The sequence below is a fragment of the Flavobacterium amniphilum genome (genome assembly GCF_023634845.1).
In the GTDB taxonomy this organism is placed as follows: domain Bacteria; phylum Bacteroidota; class Bacteroidia; order Flavobacteriales; family Flavobacteriaceae; genus Flavobacterium; species Flavobacterium amniphilum.
Genome location: NZ_JAMLJL010000006.1, coordinates 1 through 15,703, shown reverse-complemented (window position 1 = coordinate 15,703; position 15,703 = coordinate 1). Strand labels below are relative to the sequence as shown.

The following is a 15,703-nucleotide window of genomic DNA, read 5'->3' as shown; positions in this document are numbered from 1 at the left end:
ATAAGAGGTTCGGGATCTTGTTTTCAAATATATCATTTATTGATGGTTTCAGTTCCCAAATAATAAATTTTATGGGATACAATTGCTCCTGGTGTTTACAGCAAGCATTTACATTTAGCTTTCATGGCTTTCGCCCGGATTATTTAGTAACATACCGATTGCTAATCCGGCTAAAAGACCTCCAATATGTGCCGCATTATCAATTGAACCAAATAGCCCCCAAAATAAATTTATGCCTACATAAATCCAAGTCATTGTTATAAAACCTTTGTTGGCTTCTCTGTCAGGTGAAGTGTCTTTATAGTAATGCCCGAGTATAGCCCCAAATAAACCGAATATGGCTCCTGATGCACCAACACTAATTGTATTGGGATACCACATGATACTTGCTAAGCTGCCACAAAGTCCTGCTATTATATAAATAATGAAATATTTTTTTCTGCCAAGTATTGGTTCTATAAAAATGGAAGCCAATACAAGTGCGGTAATATTCATAATCAAATGCATGATACCTCCATGTAAGAACATACTTGTAAATAAGCGCCACCATTCACCGCTTGTTGTTTCCTGCCTTCTGTTAGCTCCCCATTCAAGTAAATCCGTACCATTAGCTGAAAAGATTGAAATACCTGAAAAAATCATTATGATATAAACAAGTAAATTTAAATCGATAACTACTGAACTCGCAAAATGGGCTCCTTTTGGAATCAGGAAATTGATCGCATCTCTAAGATCGTCGCTTTTCGGTTTTTTCCCCGCTAAAAAATTTTTCCTTTGGGATTCACTATAACCGGGCCATATTAATGAAAACAAAAATATACCCAACCCTATACCAAATGTGTAGAAAATCCAGGCAAATTTATTTCCGTTTCTGTCTTCATATTTTTCTTTAACCGGTTCTAAAACAATGAAATTGTCACCGGCTGTTTGTTGAAATCTTGATTGGACGGCAGCCAGGTAATATTTCCGGTCTTCGGATGTAGGAGTCCTTTCAAAATGATCTAAAGTATAATAATCGTATGTGTCCATTTTTTGTGCACATTCCTGATAGAAAGCATGGTATTTTTTTTCCTTTTCTTCATTACTGATATTGTTGCTTATCTCTTTTTTGAAATTCACTCCATACCAATATCTGGGTATGGTATTGATTTTTACGGAGCTATTTTCAAGAATGGGAACAACGAAGTAGATGTCAAAGTTTAAGTGCTGATTGTATTTTCCGCTTTGTCTGAAGTTTGTATAGGTGCCTCCAAAATCATCAGTTACATGAAAATCTTTTAATTTATAATAGCGTACCAACTCATTTTTCCCAATGTCTTTGATTGATGGCAGTTCTTTTAGTTCTCCTGTTGATGTTGTCAAAAAATTTTGCGCTACCATGAGAGATACTGCTATTGTTCCAACCGCTAAAAACTGAAAAAAAAACCGTCTGTTGTCAGTGTCTTTTTTAAAGGTCAGTATTCGTAATCTGGGACGTAGCCAAATTAAAACGGGTATCCAGGGCAGCGTTACTGGTAACCAAAAGCACCACATTTCTTCTTTAATGTCCAGGATGTCGAATCGAATGGCTAAAATCCACCGCAAGAATAAAATCCCGGAAATTGTTAATAGGGCAATTATCATAAAGGTAGGCACAATATGCTTGAGTTTGGTAATGTATGTTTTCAATGTTTGGATATTTTAAACTTTAGGGTTGCCTGGTATTGACTGTGATTGTTTACCAAGGTAATTTTTAGCATCATTAATGTTCAATTCGGTTTCATTTACATCAAGCGAATCTCTTTCCGGTGCAAATGAAGGTTCATTTAGTAAATCCAATGCAACAAGAATCTGAAAAACTGCTATTGGATTTTCTGCTTCGAGTTCTGTTTGTAGGCACGTTCTGAAATCCGGAACTAGCTTTTTGTTGTTTCTTTTTGAAAGCGCCCAATAGGCATTGACTCTTTCGGCTTCGGTTTCGTAGATGCCTTTTTTAATTCCGTAGATGATATCTGCTTCTAATTCGTTGGCAGGAATAGTTTTTAACCGGGAATTTTCAATAATACCATTCTCAAATTCTGAGTGTAGTCTCCTGTTTTCTTTTTCAAAAAGAAATGCCGCTTCGGTAAATTCATCATGATTCAGTTTCATGGTTCTTATTTTTCCGCTACTCTTTTCTTTAATAACCCGCCATTTTCATCATTCGGGTCTGTTTCATAATAGTAAATGCCGTCATTTTCTTTGATAACCCGTTTTTGTAAATCTTCATCAGTCATGAAATCACAACCGGTTGGAATCAGGAACGGTTCAACGGTTTGTTTCCAGATTCCTTTTGTAAAGGAATAAGTCGTCAAGGTATAAGTACAGCCATTTGAAGGTGCCTGATAGACGGATATTTCATCTGTTCCGTCATTGTTGAGGTCAGTTTCATTAACCAGACGGATTTCGCAGCAACCGGCATTTATCGGTTTCAGTATGTTACCTGAAAACTGGATCTGGTATTCGTCAGGAGTACCGTCTTCAACAGGATTTCCCTGTCCTTCTTTAATCAGGACTACGGTTGCAATGTCTATTTGACCGTCGCCGTTAAAGTCGCCCTGTATCTTTTCTCCAATGGACGGTAAACCCGAAGTCTTGATTTCCTCTTTTTCCGGTTTGGCTTCTTTTTTTAATGGTTGATCCGGTTCACTTTTAGTATCCTGTGAATGCTGTCCGCAGGAAAAAAAACGGCAGTCAGTAGGATGAATATATGTTTCATGTATTGTGTATTAGTATTTTTAATTATTTCTTTTCCATTTTTCTTTGGAATTTAAATATATAATTTCGAGATAATTGTGGAAAATGGTTATTTTTAAAACAATCGTCTTATGACCGTTCCATGTGTTATAATTGCTACTGAAATTTCTATTCAGTAATGTAAGTTTTGTTTTATTGCTGTTGAGTTTCCAATTGCCGCTCTCGATAATTGGGTTATGGGAATTACCATAGCAATCATTGTATATTTTATATTTTCCGCTTGGTTGGATTTCAATAAAATCTGTACATTCAATATCAGGGGATTTCCATTTTCCTTGAAGACTCTGACTATAATTTTTTGTAATAGCAAAGAGTAGAAAAAAAAGAAGAATTGTTTCTTTCATGTTTTGGTTTTAAAATCTTTTAACTCTTAATCCAGAACCCTTTTATTTTCCAGTATGTATTTATACTCTTTAACTTCATCTGCTGTAAGACAATGGGGTTTTCCTGATGAATCTTTATAGCAGTATAGCAGTATTTTAATGTATTCGTTTCCGTTTTCATAAGCTGTCACATAACGATAATAGTATACTGATTTATCAGGATAAGTCAAGTCAAGCATATCATTGGCTTGCCACCACTTAATGTTGTTAATTGATTTTGTTTGACATTCCAGACCTTCCATTTTTCCTTCTGTCAGCGTTGCAGTTTTTTCTTTGATTCGTGTGTCTTTGGGAACAGGAGGTTCATCCTTTGTAAAAATCCGGTTATTCTGGAGTTCACAATCATTCGACACTTCAATACCGGAATAAAAATACTTGATGCTTACTAATTTCCAGGTGGTTAAATATATTGGGGTATCTTTAGGTGTTGTTTCATTATCAATTCCGCTTTCTTTGGAACAGGATAGGGTAAGGGCAAGGCAGATAAAAAATAAGAATTTCTTCATTTGATTTGGGGTATGTATATTTAATTTTTTATTTGTTAGGATATATGTTAACTGAGTAATTTCATTCGGTTTTTATGTAATTTCTAAATCTGTTAAAAGGTATTTTCTCCTGAATTCTGTAAATAAACTAAAGCTTCTGCAATTTAAATGCAATATGCAAACTTCTGTATTACTGGTTTTTTACTCGTAATCAATTCCTATAGCATCACAACTGAAATGCGTTGAATAACTTACTGTTTTGTATCCGTTAAATTCATGTAATTTTCGCCAAATACCGTTTTCATTTATGTAAAGTGCTGTAAAACCATTTCCGGTACAGGCTTTTTCTTTGGCAACGGAAATCACGGCAAACTTTTTGTCTTCCGAAAAAACGGGATTTGAAAACTGGAAATAGACAGTTTCTTCCGGATGGTTTATATCATCTTCATTCCAAGCTGTATACAGAATATTGCGAAATTCTTTAATGTCCCAGATTTTGCGTTTATTCCAAAACCATTTCTTTTTCAAAATCAAGGTATAAGGCGCTTTATTGTTAATCAGACTGTCATACTCTTTTGGGTCAATATTGTATTTTACAAACTTTACTTTTTTGACTTTTGAAGGTCTGTTATGTCCGTCAGAAACATAATGAACATTGTTCAAATCGTAATTTCTCCAGTTAATTGTGTCTTTCTGTTCTTTGTAAAGGATACTCTCGGAAAAGTCTTTGTCTTTCATTTTTAACTCCCGTATTTCATAATTCTGAAGGGAGTCATGTTCTTTTGGAGGAGCAAGACTCTCGGAAACCAAAAAATAATACTTGAAATTTCCGGGAACTTCTTCGGCAGCAATCTGATTGATTAAATTCTCAATTTCCTGCTTTTGGCCAAATAAATTAAGCGAAAAGAAAACGGATATGATGAAAATTAATTGTTTCATGAAAGGATTACAGGTATAACAATTTTATAATATTGGGTATTTTGCTGATGCCTGCAAAGATACTGAAGTATAAACCAGCCCCCATGGGATTCCTTATTTTATTTCGTTTAATAATTTTTCTTTTACACCTTCAATTTCTTGTTGGTTAATCTGTGCAGTCTGAATTTCGCGGGGATATTGTTGTAGCTCTTCAAAAATCATTTCCTGATTGTAAAGTCTCCAAAAAACAACTATTTTTTCTTCGTTTTTAAAGGCATAGATCTCAAAATCATCTGTAAATGTTGAGCCAACAATGGCATAATCAGATCGGTAGTTTTTGGATCTTATCAATTCGAAAACCTCAAAACTGCTTTTGTTTCCGGTATCAAAGCTTATTGTTTGTGCTTGTATTAGTTCATTGAGTAAGGAAACTAAATATCCGTTTAGGTAAATTAGGTCTTCTTTTGTACCCAAAAAAGCATTCTGAAGCCATAATTTTCCATAACCCATTCTTTGGTCATCTTCACTTTTGGTAAATTCTACCGCAAAGGTTTCTTTATTGCCTATTAACATTTATACATAAAGTTTGGTTATTCTGTTTTTTTACGTTTTATCAATGCAGAATTTTGTATCGGTATAACAATGAAAGACATAATTAAAGTTATGAGTATTGCAGATAAAATTGTTTCACCCATTAATTCTTTTTTCCCAAAATCAGTGTAGACTATATTTTTACCATAAATTTCTGAAAACCTATAAATTATGATGCAGATTAAAGCTGCAGGGAATGTTACAAATAGTCCATTAATAACGGTAAGTTCTGATTTTAGAATTAATTTATACGTTTTTGGAAAAGACAGTAAAAGAAATAGCTCTAAGAATAAACCGGTGAATATAATGAGGTAACCTAAAAAGTCTACCAGATATAAATTAATACTCATTAGTAATCCACTAATAATACCGTAAATGATGATTAATAGTATTGTCTTAAATTGTGTACTGGGATTTTTTTTCATCATGGGGTGATAAGTTTTAACTAATAACTGCAGGCTTTATAAAGCTCTTTTTATTCTGAAATATGCTATTTGATGTAACATGCTTGTCTGCCATTCTTATATCAGTGCTTTTTTATAGTAAAATTGTCACTGATTTCAGCTTCAACTATATTGTTTTCAGTATCAAATACTATTTTGAGCGGATTTAGGAGTCTGTTGTTTTTTGTAACTTCAGCTTCCAGAAATATTCTTTTACGGTTATCATCTAAATATTCGGTAAACACAAATTCAGGATATTCTGTTTTTTTATTTTTTCGGTTGTACAGGCTTTTTCGGATATGTTTTGAAGGAAGTTTTATATCCGAAAAAATGCAATCAAAAACAGAAGCTTTTTTCTTTTCTGAACAGTCAGTTGAAACATCACCGAACTGTTTATTTAAAAATTCCAAATCAAGCTTTGAATGATTTTTTCCTAAGAATAGATGGTCAATTTTCTGTACAATATCAATTTCGTTTTTATCAGTAAGTGTAGTCGTTCCATATTGATTGAATTTATTTTTCTTATCAATAAATTCATAAGTGGTTTCCATATAATACACCGGTAAAAACCAATTATACCAAATCGTACATAAATGCAATTCTTTACCACTGTTCAGGTATTTTTTAAAATCCCAGTCAAAGTTAGTTTCATCATAAAAAGCATAGATGTCAGCATTAAGACAAAAAGTATAGATATCCGAAATATCACCAATTCTTCCCTTATCAGTTTTTGGGGTTCTCCTTTCATTTGAAGAGAAAGAATCGACTCTGTATGGAATACCAAGGCTTTCTATTTCGTTTTTTAAATCAATACTTTTTGAGGGATTACTTAAATATTCATTTATTTTAGGGATCAATAATTTTCTATTATCAGTAAAATTCTTCAAAATAAAATTTAGAACCTCATCTTCCATGTTTGGCAGTGTTTTGTTGAAATAATGTAAATGTCTAAGAGATTCATAAGGCTTCTGTCCCCAAATCATTAAGACTGAAACCAAATATACAAAAAGACTTCCCCTATAAACACAAAACGCGACATGATCATAGGGGACTGGCTGTGTAATCTCTGCAAAATGTTGTTTTCCGATAAGACTATTTCGTTAAAAAATCTCCAATTGTTTTGGTATACAATTCGGCTTGTTCGGCAAAAATCTGATGTCCAGCATTTGGAATTAACTTGAACTGATTGTTGTTAAACAAGTCAAGATACTCTTTCGTGTAACCCCAGTCGATATTGTCGTATTGCCCTTTCATGACCAAAACAGGGATTTTACTGTTTTTTAGCTTTGTTCTCGGGTCTTCTAAACTGCCATAACTCACACTGGTATTTAAATTGCAGTAACTGCCTGCACCACCTTCTTCTTTTAATACATTGGCAGGATTGGAAACAAGACCTTTTGTAAAGGCATTGGCCATTTTGGTCAGGTAGGCATCAGCTTCTTCATCGCTAGCCAGTTTTTTTCCAAAAAAACGTGACCAGACGCCTATTGAAACATACCTTGGATCGAGCACGATCGGAAGTATTTTTGCATTTGGATTGTAAGGTTCTTTTAAATTCAGGCTATCTGGTGCTTTGATTTTTTCTAACGCTTCATTTGCGGGTTTTATCGCTCCGGGACAGGTAAAAACGATTCGATCTACTTTATTCGAATTGTCTGCTGCATATAATGTCGCTAATGATCCTCCCCAGGATTGGCCAACAAGAATTACTTTTTCGGAGCCTAATAATTTAATAATGGCTTCAAGATCTTTTACATGGCGTACTGCCGTGTATTCGCTAACATCTTCCAGTCTTTCCGAAAGTCCGCAGCCTACCTGGTCATATAAATATACATCATAACCCAATGAAGAGAGTTTTCCCAATGTTTCAATGTTTTTGGTATATACATATCCTCCCGGGCCACCGTGCAAATAAATAATTGGATATGGTTTCTTTTCTCCTTTTCCGGCAATGTGGGTATAAGCGATTTTGGAACCTGTAGGTAAGTTCCAGTATTGGGTAGTAGTGCGTGGTTTGATTGACGGCATATCCAACTTTGTCGGGATACATCCTTTAACAATAAAGGCTATAAGACAAATCAGAATTGTCCATTTTGTAAATTTCAGTATACGCTTTTTCATCGTAATGTTTTAATGGTTGTGGTTTTACCTAACTCCGGTTTGTGAAGTCTGGTGGAAGTTTGCCCAAAACTAACCATTAAAGATAAATCTTACAAAGAATGGCAGTGTTATTTGTAGCTAAATTAATGTTGGCAGAAGTTTCTATCTTCCAATTCTAAAACCGCCAAAAGAAAAAATATCATCATCTTCTGGTTCAAGAATTTTCATTTCTTCATTTTCGGCCAACTGATTTTGTTTGAAATCTGTATATAAGTCATTAATTAAGAAACCAATTCCTTCATCATTTGGATTTAGGGTTTGATTTAAGGTTTCGATAGTACTCCAAAATAGGTCATAAAATTTCGGATTCATCTTTCGGGTGTCTATGATACGGACAATTAACTCATAATCAAATTCTTTTTTATGAAATCCCCAGCAACATTCGATATCTCCTTCTTCTTCATTTGGAAGTATGAATTTAAACCATTTCTTCATGTGTCCCTCGTCTCCGGTGTCATTTAACTGATTCATAATTGTCTCCAGGATATAATCGTAGTGGGTCCACCGTGATGACCACTTAATTCCATTTGGTAAAGTAATAAATCCTGATGCCATTTGTCTGGTAAATTTCTGTTGTCGTTCCGGAGACTCTGTGTCAGCCGGTCTTATAATTTTTGCGATTCACAAATATATCTAAAACCCTGAAAGGAGAAACCGAAAAATAGGAGGGAAGTAAATCAGTGCTGTTTCAATCTCTTACTATAGTTGTCTCATCTCAAACCCCCTATTAACCTCCATTTTCTCGTCCTTCTTCATATTTTTTTCTGGCTTCAAAGTATTCATTGCTGCCAAAATAATATGAAATAATGAATTTCACTAATTCGTCCTGATCTGTGAATTCTTTTTCAAAGTCGCCGGGACCCGGACCTGGAACCCAATTCCAGCAACTTAATAAAAAATGATCTTTATTGTACCAAAGATTCATAACCGGACAATCAGAAGTCAATCCCTCTGTTATTTCACCATTTTCGTCTAAAGTTGCTATTGGAATTGACCTGTAGTTTGGCAGTCTGTTTCCGTTAATGCCGGTTTTCTTAAGTAGCATGCACCGGTTGTCATTTTCCAGTACAACGATGCCTGACTTTTCAAGAGTGGTTTTATTCTGGACATTTAACCGCATTGATGTTGTACGTTTTAAAGTTGTGGTTAACATTTTGTAAGATACTGTAAGTTGGGATTTTTATTTCCAAACCATTACGGTAAAGCTAAAACCAAATATACAAAAAGACGGTTCCATAAAACGCTAAAACACGCTGTTAGGCGAAGTATATTTTAACTTATTGGTGATCAAAACTAATCACCTCTTTCAATATCCATTTACTATCAATCAATAAATAGAGATGGATGAATTTTGCTTTCCCCGTAAATAGATCTTCTTTGTTTTTTTCGCGTATATAAAAACTATGCACACCCGTTTGGACAACTCCATACAGGACATTGTTTTTATACATTGGAAATACTTCCAGACTTTTGGTGTCAACCTTTCTGATTGGTTTTTTGATATTGTCACCACAAAGACTTTTCTTGGCTATTTCAAGAAATTGCTTTCTGTTTTGAATTCCGCTTTTGTCGTGGTAAAAAGTAAGATCTTTATGTATGGCATTTTCAAGGTATTTAAAATCACATTGATTAAATGACCTTTCAAAAAATATACTGTCCTGAATTTTTAGTTTCTCAAATAATTCAGATTCTTTTGAAACCTGGGCGTTTAATTTATTGGATAGTAAAGAAATCAGGGAAATAAGAATTATGATATTTGTTTTCATACTTTTTTAGATTTTACAAAAGGTTCCACGGCCTGGAGATAGTGACGAAGCAGGCGGACAGATTAATTTATTTCATCCGTTCGACTTTCAGTTTCGGGTCAGCTAAAGATAAAGTTTTTCGTGAAGAAGTATGTAAAGTTAAAACTAAATTGGTTACTGTGTTAAATCGTAACAGTTTTATCATCTATTACTTCAACTATCTTTCTGTTAGGTGTCACTTCACTTTTTTCGTTTTTACAATCAAATAAATTGCCGTCGTCAAAGTCCAGGTAATTAAACAGTCAAGGATGAAGTTACTAAAATCCCACCCACAGTTTGGCGAATCCGAACCGCGTAGCCAAAATTGGTAATAATACTTATATGGAAAGCCTAAATTGGCAACAGGTTTCGAAGGATTGAAGACCGAACTTAACAGCGAAACCATCACTGAGGCATAAGACACTACGCAAAAAACAATTGCAGAATAAAATGTAGAAAGTAATAGTTTTTTGATCATGAATTAATCGTTTAGTTTGTCTTATTAAGTATAACATCCTGCAAATTTGCCCAGTTGCGGTTTTTACAATCGGGTTTTCAGGCTAAGATAAAATGCGTTCTGAATAATCTGTTTCCGTTACGGACTAACCGGCAATTATACAAATTTGTTGTTAATGGCTATTACTGTTTTGCAATTCAATTTTAACTCTGTCTAAAACCAATTCCTGAAATTGCTCTTTTATTTCTGAATCTTCGGAAGAACTTAATTCATTGTTTACCTGACGGCAGTTTCCAAACGTTCCCACACAAACAAGGGCAAAAGTTGTTTTATTTTTTTCTGAAGGACGTGTCCAAGTCTTTATCAATTGATTTTCTACCATAAACCATTCGTTATGCCAATAATCAGTGCTGTCTGTATCTGTTAGATCTTCCGTAACTTGTAAATCAAGATTTTTGGCTTTTACAGCTTGTATTGCTTTAATAACTTTTGATTCAGGATAATCTAATTTGTATAATTCTGCATACGGATAAGAACCGGCAGCAATTTGGGAACAGTTGCTAAAAGAAATGGATAGAATTAGTATAAAAAAAAGGTATAGTTGTTTCTTCATTTTTAGATGTGCTTATTTTTTTACGGTTGCCTAAACCACAGTTATGGGCAGACAATACGCTATTGTTTGTTGAAAAAATTGTCCCAAAGCTCCTTCTGCTTTTTATTGTCATCATATGGTTCTTTGAATTTCAATTTAAGCCCTTCAATATCATTTGTTGAATTTTCATAATACTCAAATATGATATTCCCGCTTTCAGCAGCTGATTGGTCTTGTGCCAAGATGATTTGTCTAATTGGAACTAACTTCTCTTGTTTCCATTCATAAAGGGTTTTTGAAGCGTTCATATACGAACTGCCTTCATAAGTCTCTTCGATCTGTTTTTTATCCTTTTTAATTACATATTCAGTTGAATAGGAACCGGCATAATGAATAGTGTTTGATTGGCTTGAGCAATAGTAAACTTCTTGCCACGTGTTACCATTCATATTTCTGTTTGATGAAGTAATAATTTCGCTTCTATTGTCACCGTCAAGGTCTTCAAAATCTATTCTGTAAATGGGAATATTTGTTTTCTCGCTGCCAATTAGTTTCCAATTTTCATTGTCCAAAAGATAGAAATTGATGACACTGTCTTTAATATTTATTTCAGTTGCAATTATTTTCGTTTGATCAATAAATTTTCCAACTAAAATTTGTCGGAAAGCACTATCGTCTTCAATTACATTTTCACCATAAAAATAATCGGTTGTGTCTACCCGGACTAATTCCAGTACACTCTCCGAAAATTCGTCCAGAATTTGTTTAGTGGTTTTTGAGCCATCATTTGTTTCTTTCAAAAAAACATCATTAGGAATTACGGTAACGTTTTCTTTATGTCCGTTATGGTTGTTACAGGCACAGAAAGTTAAAAATAGTACTGTTAGTATTAATATGTATCGTTTCATTTTGTTTGCCAGTAAGGTCCTGCCAGTATTAAGAAGTTTAGGATTTATTCCAATAGGACTAAAATCAAATATATGAAAAGATCGTTCGATTATGCCTAAAACCCCAGACTGGAGATGTGATTGAGAGAAATTAAACCGCTTTTAGAAGCCTTTTATTTACTTTTTCTCCATTCTTCTAAAGTCAATAATTTATTATTTATTGTGTCTAAAAATTTTATTTCAAAAGTTCCTTGATAAATGTAATAATTGAATGTTTTATTTTGTTGGGTTTTTACTTTAACCCAATAATAATTTTTATCATTCTCTTGTGGCGATTCTACAATACTGGTTCCAGCCCAATTTTTACTTTCCGGAAGTTTTTCCATCAGGTTGAATATTTTTGATCGGGTTTCGTGATCAGAATCAGCAATTTCAAAACTTGGATTTCCTGTTGGGAAATATATTTCATTTAAAAGTTTTGGATTATCTTTTTCAAGCTCTTGAAATCTATTTACTGCAAGCTTGTAATAAGCATAATGCTTAATTGATTTGTCATTTTTAATTTCTCCGTAAATTTTAAAAGCCTCGTTTCTGTTTCCAACACTTTCATTATAATTTGCTAATGCATAATCATATATGTAATAACCTTTTCTAATGCTGTCAACAAATGATTTCGCTTTGTCATATTGTTTTAATTTCAGATAATTTGCAGCATAAGCACACGCTCTGTCACCCATGACAAAATCAAAGTCATCATCAAAATCTAATTCTTTTATAGATTTCCCATATTCACTTTTTTTATAATAAAGTTCGGCTTTTAGATAATGTAATTGGTCTTCAATGGTACTTTTTATTTTCAATTTGTATTTGTCTTTTTCGTTTTTGTATACCGATAATAAACTATCGACTTTTGATAGGGTTAAATCAGGATTTTTTTCAGATTCTATATAAAAAGCCACTAATTGTTTCTGAAATTTAGTATATTCTGCATCAACTTTATCCATTTCCTTATGTAACCTCATATGATATTCTTCTTCTTCAATAGGTGTTGAGTTGATATTTTTACAGGAAAAAATGGTTAAGGAAATTAATACTATAAAAATTGATTTCATATATCGTTTTTTTTTCGTTAGGCACAAATGGCTTTTAATGTTAAGCAGCCATACAATAGTGGTGAAACCACTAAACGTTTCATTTTAGTTTACTTATTCGGCTTTCAGTATAGGGTTGGTACTGTTGTGCACCCTTTTTATTCTTCATTGAAAAACTTTTCCAACTTCCATCTGGACACTTTTTTAATTCTCATAATTCTATCCGCTGATTCCTGATTATAGGAACATCTGGATTCATCTAAACCAATCCATTCGGGATAAAATCTTTTTGCCATTTTAAAAATTTGTTTGTCAAAACTGTAAGAACGCATAAATCCAACGTCATTTTCCGGGCCTACAATTAATTTCATTCTATGATTGATCACATATTTGAATGCATCTAACAAACGATGATTTCTAAGTTCCGATAGCCCTTCATCTTCCCAAAAAATTGCTCCGGACATTATTTCGTATTCCATTTTTGGGTTAATGATTTTAGATTTTTTCGGTAATTCGTCTTTACTGATTAAGAAAATTATCCAAAGCCATATTTTCAGGATAAGATTTTTTAGTATCATGATTTAATTTACACAACGTCCATCGGCTTCACATAACAGAACCGGAGAACGTTTCATTTTTGGTTAAAGATAAAGTTTTTCGTGAAGGAATACATTAAGTTGAAATGAAACCAACTAATGTTTTAAGCCCATTATTCGGATTTCCCACCCGAGTCTCGTCATTTAACGGGACGAACTGACGGAGTAATTACTTGTAGTGTGTGTCGGTCGCAATTTCTATTTCGTCCGTTTTGCTTCTGTCTTTTTCCCATCCTGTAATAAAAACAAATGTGAAATTTCTCCATTTTCGTTCTTTTCAAACTGAATTTGTGCATCTACTACTTTGTAGAAAAATAACATGTCACTTTCTGCAAATATCGGGAACACATTTTGTCCCGTCAATTGTGAAAATAGTAGGTCTTTATCTACTGAAATTTTGATTTCAAAATCTTTTTCAACTTCATAAGTCCCAACAAACTTTTGAAGTTCTTCAGTTGTAATACTAATTTCTTTTCTGATTTTTTGCACAGGCAATGGCTTATTATATAGAATACTTCTAATTGCTTTAGAAGGAATTGAAACGTTGCTGTGATTTTGAAGTATTATTATTGTTTTATCATTTGTAATATGTCTGTCGATAAAAGTTACATAACCTGGCCAACCACCACTATGGTTTGTAATTTTTCCAAAATCAGGATTGTCTTCAATTCCCCATCCAAAACCATATTTGGTTTTAGATTTATCTTCTAATGTAGCAACTTCAAAAATTTCTTTAATCCCTTCTTTTGAAAGTAATTTATTAGTATACAAAGCTCGATCCCATTTTAAGAGGTCTAAAGTTGTTGAATGAACTCTGCCTTGTCCCACTATACCATCGTAATAGAAAACAAATTTTGTCTCATTTATACTATCGGGAATTACATACTTATTCAAGCTATCAGGCAGATATCCCGTAGCTAAATTGCTTATATGCCTGGGTGTGAGCCGGGCAGTATATACAAAAGTATTTTTCATTTTCAACGGTTGGAAAATAGCTTTGTTTAGATAGTCAGCGTATGTCAAACCGGATGCTTTCTCAATTATTGAAGCCAATAGTGCATAGCCCGTGTTGCTATATTCCCATTTAGTATTGGGTTCAAATACTATTTTTGGTTGATGCTTACTAAATATAGTAATTATGTCTTTGTTAGTGGCTATTTTAGATTTGTCAAACAAACTATCCATAAGCTGCATATAGTCTGGTAGACCACCGGTATGATTTAATAAGTTTCTTATAGTTACACCTTTATAAAAAGAAAGTTCGGGTAAGTATTTTTTGATGTCATCGTCTAAATTCAACTTCCCCTTTTCTTTAAGTATCATAATAGCCATTGCGGTAAATTGCTTAGAAACCGAGGCTAAATTAAATATTGAATTTTCGTTCAATTTTTCTTTTGTTGTTTCGTTTGCAAGGCCAAAACTACGGCTATAAATAACTTTCCCTTTTTCTGCAATTAGAACATTTCCGTTGATTTTCTCTTGTGAATAAAGAGAATGGAGTAAACTGTCAATTTTTTGAATTCGGTCTTGTCCAAATGTAAGATGTCCAATTAAAAGAAGTCCGATTGTAATGGTTAATTTCATTTTTTATTTCTAGGTTAATTAATGTAGGTGAGATGTCCCGCATAATTGCCACCAACGTCCGCCGGCTTTATGATGTTGGGGATTTTATGATTGTTTTGTTTCTGCTAATTTAAGATTTTCAATCTTACCGGGCATAAAATGCGAATTGTCTAAGCAAAATTGAGTAGTGGTTAAGTAGATCAAGCTATTGCGCCACCCGAGCGTAGCGAACGGATGAAATAAACGCTGTTAGCAGCAGCCTTTTTATTTTTACCAAATAGTTTCAAAATATTCGCATACAATTTTCATTTCTTCATTTGGTTTTTCACTAAATTTATGCATCTCGTTAGTATAATAAGCCCAATGAACCTTTTTCCAATATTCTAATGTTTTATTTCCTTCACCTTCTATAAAAGCATATTCGGGTGTTATATTTTTAAATTTTACAATTTCTACTTTTTTGGTTCTAATAATTGCTTTTGGTTCTTTATTCCAATTTGTAACTATTGCTATATCTCCAATTTTTGGAATCTCTTCTTTGTTTTTTTCAAACCACCAAGCAGAAGGTGAAGTAGCTTGTTTTATTTTTTTCATTACTAATTCTGCACATTCATCAGCTTCTTTTTTATTATCACAAAAATAAAATGATTGAGGTTCATTCATATTCTTATATTCGGGGTTTTTTAATTGAAATTCTTTCCAATAGATAGAAATTAAATCCGTTTTTTGATTGTTTTTAGAATTATCAATATTTGATTCTAAACTATTATCTTTTTGCTTATTACAAGAAAAAGAGAATAATAGTAAAAATATGAATTTACTTTTTAGCATATTTTTTTAAGATTACTGCTAACGTTCTGGCACTACAGCGGGTTTGGGGTTAAATTAAGACCATTTTTCGGATTTGCCAAATCATCCCAAATACAAAACCATTTTCCATTAAGCCCAATGCCCAAATCCGTTGTAGTGGCTGTTATG

General features: G+C 33.2%; 19 protein-coding genes. All 19 read right to left on the bottom strand.

The window, feature by feature from the left end:
* Positions 1 to 114: 114 nt before the first annotated feature.
* The 19 genes from NAT51_RS08150 to NAT51_RS08060 all read right to left on the bottom strand — a co-directional run bounded on the left by NAT51_RS08150 (position 115) and on the right by NAT51_RS08060 (position 15,556).
* Positions 115 to 1,668 carry a rhomboid family intramembrane serine protease gene (locus NAT51_RS08150; RefSeq protein WP_250597677.1) on the bottom strand — a complete coding sequence of 518 codons (1,554 nt, stop codon included), beginning with the start codon at positions 1,666 to 1,668 and terminating at the stop codon, positions 115 to 117.
* A 12-nt stretch (positions 1,669 to 1,680) separates the two neighbouring features.
* The gene (locus tag NAT51_RS08145; protein ID WP_250597675.1) at positions 1,681 to 2,130 is read right to left on the bottom strand and encodes a hypothetical protein; all 450 of its coding nucleotides are present in this window, start codon (positions 2,128 to 2,130) and stop codon (positions 1,681 to 1,683) included.
* A gap of 5 nt (positions 2,131 to 2,135) precedes the next feature.
* Positions 2,136 to 2,333, bottom strand: a complete 198-nt coding sequence (locus NAT51_RS08140) for a hypothetical protein (RefSeq protein WP_250597673.1) — start codon at positions 2,331 to 2,333, stop codon at positions 2,136 to 2,138.
* Positions 2,334 to 2,756: 423 nt separating this feature from the next.
* Positions 2,757 to 3,119, bottom strand: a complete 363-nt coding sequence (locus tag NAT51_RS08135) for a hypothetical protein (protein WP_250597671.1) — start codon at positions 3,117 to 3,119, stop codon at positions 2,757 to 2,759.
* A 26-nt stretch (positions 3,120 to 3,145) separates the two neighbouring features.
* Positions 3,146 to 3,664 (bottom strand): hypothetical protein, encoded by a 519-nt coding sequence (locus tag NAT51_RS08130; protein ID WP_250597669.1) that lies wholly within the window; start codon positions 3,662 to 3,664, stop codon positions 3,146 to 3,148.
* Between the two features lie 180 nt (positions 3,665 to 3,844).
* Positions 3,845 to 4,582: a hypothetical protein gene (locus NAT51_RS08125; RefSeq protein WP_250597668.1), complete on the bottom strand. Its 738-nt coding sequence runs from the start codon at positions 4,580 to 4,582 to the stop codon at positions 3,845 to 3,847.
* Positions 4,583 to 4,675: 93 nt separating this feature from the next.
* Positions 4,676 to 5,134 (bottom strand): hypothetical protein, encoded by a 459-nt coding sequence (locus NAT51_RS08120; protein ID WP_250597667.1) that lies wholly within the window; start codon positions 5,132 to 5,134, stop codon positions 4,676 to 4,678.
* 17 nt (positions 5,135 to 5,151) lie between these two features.
* Complete coding sequence (locus tag NAT51_RS08115; protein WP_250597660.1) at positions 5,152 to 5,580, bottom strand: hypothetical protein; 429 nt, start codon at positions 5,578 to 5,580, stop codon at positions 5,152 to 5,154.
* Between the two features lie 98 nt (positions 5,581 to 5,678).
* Entirely contained in the window at positions 5,679 to 6,509 is an 831-nt protein-coding gene (locus NAT51_RS08110) for a hypothetical protein (RefSeq protein ID WP_250597658.1), read from the bottom strand.
* Between the two features lie 178 nt (positions 6,510 to 6,687).
* Entirely contained in the window at positions 6,688 to 7,716 is a 1,029-nt protein-coding gene (locus NAT51_RS08105) for an alpha/beta hydrolase (protein WP_250597656.1), read from the bottom strand.
* Positions 7,717 to 7,857: 141 nt separating this feature from the next.
* On the bottom strand, positions 7,858 to 8,310 hold the full coding sequence (locus NAT51_RS08100; protein ID WP_250597654.1) for a hypothetical protein: 453 nt from the start codon (positions 8,308 to 8,310) through the stop codon (positions 7,858 to 7,860).
* A 172-nt stretch (positions 8,311 to 8,482) separates the two neighbouring features.
* Positions 8,483 to 8,875, bottom strand: a complete 393-nt coding sequence (locus tag NAT51_RS08095; protein ID WP_250597652.1) for a hypothetical protein — start codon at positions 8,873 to 8,875, stop codon at positions 8,483 to 8,485.
* 157 nt (positions 8,876 to 9,032) lie between these two features.
* Complete coding sequence (locus NAT51_RS08090; RefSeq protein ID WP_250597650.1) at positions 9,033 to 9,521, bottom strand: nuclear transport factor 2 family protein; 489 nt, start codon at positions 9,519 to 9,521, stop codon at positions 9,033 to 9,035.
* A 647-nt stretch (positions 9,522 to 10,168) separates the two neighbouring features.
* A complete protein-coding gene (locus NAT51_RS08085; protein ID WP_250597648.1) occupies positions 10,169 to 10,609 on the bottom strand; it encodes a hypothetical protein in 441 nt (146 codons plus the stop codon).
* Positions 10,610 to 10,668: 59 nt separating this feature from the next.
* Positions 10,669 to 11,496, bottom strand: coding sequence for a hypothetical protein (locus NAT51_RS08080; RefSeq protein WP_250597646.1), 828 nt, complete (start codon positions 11,494 to 11,496; stop codon positions 10,669 to 10,671).
* A gap of 152 nt (positions 11,497 to 11,648) precedes the next feature.
* Positions 11,649 to 12,587: a hypothetical protein gene (locus tag NAT51_RS08075; protein ID WP_250597644.1), complete on the bottom strand. Its 939-nt coding sequence runs from the start codon at positions 12,585 to 12,587 to the stop codon at positions 11,649 to 11,651.
* A gap of 137 nt (positions 12,588 to 12,724) precedes the next feature.
* Entirely contained in the window at positions 12,725 to 13,144 is a 420-nt protein-coding gene (locus NAT51_RS08070) for a hypothetical protein (protein WP_250597642.1), read from the bottom strand.
* A gap of 216 nt (positions 13,145 to 13,360) precedes the next feature.
* Positions 13,361 to 14,746: a serine hydrolase gene (locus NAT51_RS08065; protein ID WP_250597635.1), complete on the bottom strand. Its 1,386-nt coding sequence runs from the start codon at positions 14,744 to 14,746 to the stop codon at positions 13,361 to 13,363.
* A gap of 249 nt (positions 14,747 to 14,995) precedes the next feature.
* A complete protein-coding gene (locus NAT51_RS08060) occupies positions 14,996 to 15,556 on the bottom strand; it encodes an ASCH domain-containing protein (protein ID WP_250597633.1) in 561 nt (186 codons plus the stop codon).
* Positions 15,557 to 15,703: the final 147 nt, after the last annotated feature.

What these genes read in the sequence shown, in the direction of transcription:
- NAT51_RS08145 (WP_250597675.1), bottom strand. Translation starts at nt 2,130, where the DNA reads ATGAAACTGAATCATGATGAATTTACCGAAGCGGCATTTCTTTTTGAA.
- NAT51_RS08135 (WP_250597671.1), bottom strand. Translation starts at nt 3,119, where the DNA reads ATGAAAGAAACAATTCTTCTTTTTTTTCTACTCTTTGCTATTACAAAA.
- NAT51_RS08130 (WP_250597669.1), bottom strand. Translation starts at nt 3,664, where the DNA reads ATGAAGAAATTCTTATTTTTTATCTGCCTTGCCCTTACCCTATCCTGT.
- NAT51_RS08125 (WP_250597668.1), bottom strand. Translation starts at nt 4,582, where the DNA reads ATGAAACAATTAATTTTCATCATATCCGTTTTCTTTTCGCTTAATTTA.
- NAT51_RS08120 (WP_250597667.1), bottom strand. Translation starts at nt 5,134, where the DNA reads ATGTTAATAGGCAATAAAGAAACCTTTGCGGTAGAATTTACCAAAAGT.
- NAT51_RS08115 (WP_250597660.1), bottom strand. Translation starts at nt 5,580, where the DNA reads ATGATGAAAAAAAATCCCAGTACACAATTTAAGACAATACTATTAATC.
- NAT51_RS08110 (WP_250597658.1), bottom strand. Translation starts at nt 6,509, where the DNA reads ATGGAAGATGAGGTTCTAAATTTTATTTTGAAGAATTTTACTGATAAT.
- NAT51_RS08105 (WP_250597656.1), bottom strand. Translation starts at nt 7,716, where the DNA reads ATGAAAAAGCGTATACTGAAATTTACAAAATGGACAATTCTGATTTGT.
- NAT51_RS08100 (WP_250597654.1), bottom strand. Translation starts at nt 8,310, where the DNA reads ATGGCATCAGGATTTATTACTTTACCAAATGGAATTAAGTGGTCATCA.
- NAT51_RS08095 (WP_250597652.1), bottom strand. Translation starts at nt 8,875, where the DNA reads ATGCGGTTAAATGTCCAGAATAAAACCACTCTTGAAAAGTCAGGCATC.
- NAT51_RS08090 (WP_250597650.1), bottom strand. Translation starts at nt 9,521, where the DNA reads ATGAAAACAAATATCATAATTCTTATTTCCCTGATTTCTTTACTATCC.
- NAT51_RS08085 (WP_250597648.1), bottom strand. Translation starts at nt 10,609, where the DNA reads ATGAAGAAACAACTATACCTTTTTTTTATACTAATTCTATCCATTTCT.
- NAT51_RS08080 (WP_250597646.1), bottom strand. Translation starts at nt 11,496, where the DNA reads ATGAAACGATACATATTAATACTAACAGTACTATTTTTAACTTTCTGT.
- NAT51_RS08075 (WP_250597644.1), bottom strand. Translation starts at nt 12,587, where the DNA reads ATGAAATCAATTTTTATAGTATTAATTTCCTTAACCATTTTTTCCTGT.
- NAT51_RS08070 (WP_250597642.1), bottom strand. Translation starts at nt 13,144, where the DNA reads ATGATACTAAAAAATCTTATCCTGAAAATATGGCTTTGGATAATTTTC.
- NAT51_RS08065 (WP_250597635.1), bottom strand. Translation starts at nt 14,746, where the DNA reads ATGAAATTAACCATTACAATCGGACTTCTTTTAATTGGACATCTTACA.
- NAT51_RS08060 (WP_250597633.1), bottom strand. Translation starts at nt 15,556, where the DNA reads ATGCTAAAAAGTAAATTCATATTTTTACTATTATTCTCTTTTTCTTGT.